Annotated in this window: 2 protein-coding genes; both read right to left on the reverse strand. The window is 70.7% G+C overall.

Annotation, left to right across the window (positions count from 1 at the left end; genetic code table 11):
- The coding region (locus tag AB3X43_RS07775; RefSeq protein ID WP_369429283.1) for a DUF4347 domain-containing protein at window positions 1-1,889 on the reverse strand (1,889 nt) is incomplete at its 3' end.
- 12 nt (window positions 1,890-1,901) lie between these two features.
- Window positions 1,902-2,762 (reverse strand): efflux RND transporter periplasmic adaptor subunit, encoded by an 861-nt coding sequence (locus tag AB3X43_RS07780; protein WP_369429284.1) that lies wholly within the window; start codon window positions 2,760-2,762, stop codon window positions 1,902-1,904.
- Window positions 2,763-2,934 lie beyond the last annotated feature (172 nt).

The raw sequence follows: 2,934 nt of genomic DNA on the forward strand, positions 1-2,934 counted from the left end.
GTGTTGCCGTTCGCGCTGCTCCCGGAGATGTTGATGCCCATCGTGGTGTTGCCGGAGACCACGTTGCGCGCGGCGGCAACCGTGCCGCCGATGGTGTTGGACGCACCGAGCACGAAGATGCCGACACCCGAATTGGCAAGCCCGCCGGTGCCCGCGGCATTCAGGCCCACGGTGTTGCCGGCGACGACGTTGCGTGTGGCGGTGCTGCCCAGGGTGATGCCGGCCGCTCCGGAGCCGGACCCGTTGCCACTGACCACATTGCCGGCACCCGCCACACTGCCGCCGATCGTGACTCCGCTGACTCCGTCCACGAAGACACCGTGCCACGTGTTCCCCTGGTCTGCCGAACCCGCAGCGTTGGTGCCGATGTAGTTGCCGGAAACCACTGTGCCGCTCGAACCCGCACCGACGATGTTCACGCCGATGTTGGTGTTGCCGGAGATGACGTTCCGATCGGCAGCCGTCGTGCCCCCGATGGTGATGCTGGCCGCGTTGAAGACATTGACCCCGAGGTTGTTGCCAACCGCGACATTGCCGCCGGCATCCGTGCCGATGTAGTTGCCCGCGATCGTGGTGCCGCTGCTGGCGCTGACGCTGATGCCGGCGTTGGTGAAGGCCTGCAGCACCAGGCCACGGATGGTGCTGGAACTGCTCCCGGCCCCCAGATCCAGTCCGTTGGCGACGTTGTTGCCACCGTTCAGCACGACACCCGGCACACCGCCATTGGTGCCGTTGATCGTGACCTGCCCGGTGATCTGCGGCAACGCACTGGCCAGGTTGATCGTGCCGAAGGTACTGAAGGTGATCGAATCCGCGCCACCGTTCGCGTTGGCGTTGGTGATGGCCTGACGCAGCGAGCCGGCACCGGAATCGTTCAGGTTGGTGACCGCGTAGGTGGCCAGCGTGCCTTGCCACTCGGCCTGGGTCGCCGCATCGAAGGTGACGGCATGCTCGATCTGGCCGGTCTGGACCTCCAGCGTCCAGTCGCCGCCCGCTGCGGCGGAGCCGGTCAGGTTGGTGCTCGCGGCCACGTCGGCACCGGTGAGATCGCTCAGCTGATGGACAAACGCCGCACCCGCAAGCCCCTGCGCCACATCGCAGCCGTAGACCAGCAGGTCGGCACCCGCGGTGAGCGCATGTCGCCAGCCGGCCACTTCCTCCGCCCGTGCAGCGAGCACCGACGCATCCACCGTGGTCGTGCCCAGCTGCAGCAGCCCGGCATCGCCATGGCTGACCAGGTGCACGGCCGCGAGGTCGGTGCGCGTCGAGAGCAGGTCGGTGATCTGCGCCAGCCCGTCGCGTGCCGGGTCGGTCACGACCACCTCGATCTGGCAGGACACCGTTGCCTGGCTCCACCACATCATCGCCAGCTGCGATGCTCCTGCGATGCCGCCATCGATCACCACCAGTTCGTGCCGGACCTCGGCCGCCCAGCGGTCGGACGGGCTGGTGTCGGCCCCGGTCAGCGATGGGGGTGCCGCCGGTGCAGGCACATCGGCCGGAGCCGCCGTGGCCGCGGGGTTCGCGTCGAAGGGCGAAGCGCCCAGCCAGCGCCGGCCCTGCGCGTCGGTCCACGGCAGCACCTCGACCGTGCCGTTCAGGCCGGCCACCTGCGCCCGCCCGTCCGCCGCGGTGTCGATGAGCAGCACCGAGGGCGTCGAGGCGGCACCGTCACGGGCCTGGCGATCGGCGAGCGCCAGGTCCCAGTCCTCGACCCGGCGATCGACCACCAGCCAGTGCGAGGCAGCGGGGGCCGCCGGGACGGCCTGCGCCGTGTCCACGCTGCGCACATCGGCCACCGGCACGCCGCCCAGCAGCAGCGCCGCGTCGGCGGAATAGAGGATGCGGGCTTCGAGTTCCTCGATGCCGGTTCGGTGGGCCGCCGTCATGGAGCAGACGCCTCAGCGCGCGAGCGGGAGGGGGGTCGCAGCAGGCGTGGCGGGTCCGGCAGTCGGCGTGGCCGCCGCCCATTCGGGCTGGCAGCGCACACCGGCCAGGACACCGTGGTCCGGATTCGGCAGCGTCAGCCGCGCGCGGAAGGTGCGGCTGGCGGCATCGACGATCTTGTCCACCCGTTCGACCGTGGCGGTCTTGCGGGCGGCGCCGGGGTAGTCGGGCTTGATCTGCACCGTGTCGCCGGCTTTCAGGCGGCCCAGGTCCGACAGCGGCAGCACCAGTTCGACCCGCAACGGGTCGAGTCGGGCGATGCGCAGGATCGGCTTGTCGTCGACCCGTTCACCGGGGTTGAGAAAGCGGTCGACGATCACGCCATCGATGGTGGCGACGAGTTCGCGCAGCGCGAACTGCGAGCGGGCGGTTTCGGTGTCGCTGGCGGCAGCGCGCTGCTGCTCGCGCACGGCGTCGACGCGGCGGTACGCCACTTCGGCTTCCGAGCGGGCCTGCTCCACCGCCACTTCGGAGATGAAATTCTGCCGGCGCAGGTCCTCGGCGCGCACCAGCTTGCTGCGCGCGAGTTCCGCCGCCGCCCGCGCGGCGCGCAGTTCGGCCTGCACCTCCGAGCGGCTGCTTGCGGCACTCAGATTGGCGCGCTCGACCTCGCGCCGCAGCGTGGCCACGACCTCGCCGCGGCGCACTGCGTCGCCGCGCTCGACCGCCACCGTCGCGATCACACCCACCACCGGACTGCCGATGTCCACCACCTGCGACGGCTCGATCAGGCACGCCAGCGGCGCCGCCTGCCCGGCAACCGCCAGCAGCCCGCCCGCCAGCCACGCGGCTGCACGCAGGGCTGATCGGCGCATCTGCGACCGACCGTGACCGTGACCGTGATCCACCACTGCACACTCCAAGCTCATCATTCTTCCCACCCGCTGTACGCCAGCCGGCCGGACCCGGCATGGTCCTGGCGCAGCAGGGCACGCCGCTCGCGCGTCTGGGCCCACTCGTCCAGCCACATCGCCACCTGCCAGACCG

The sequence above is a fragment of the Sphaerotilus sp. genome (genome assembly GCF_041083715.1).
In the GTDB taxonomy this organism is placed as follows: Bacteria; Pseudomonadota; Gammaproteobacteria; order Burkholderiales; family Burkholderiaceae_C; genus Sphaerotilus.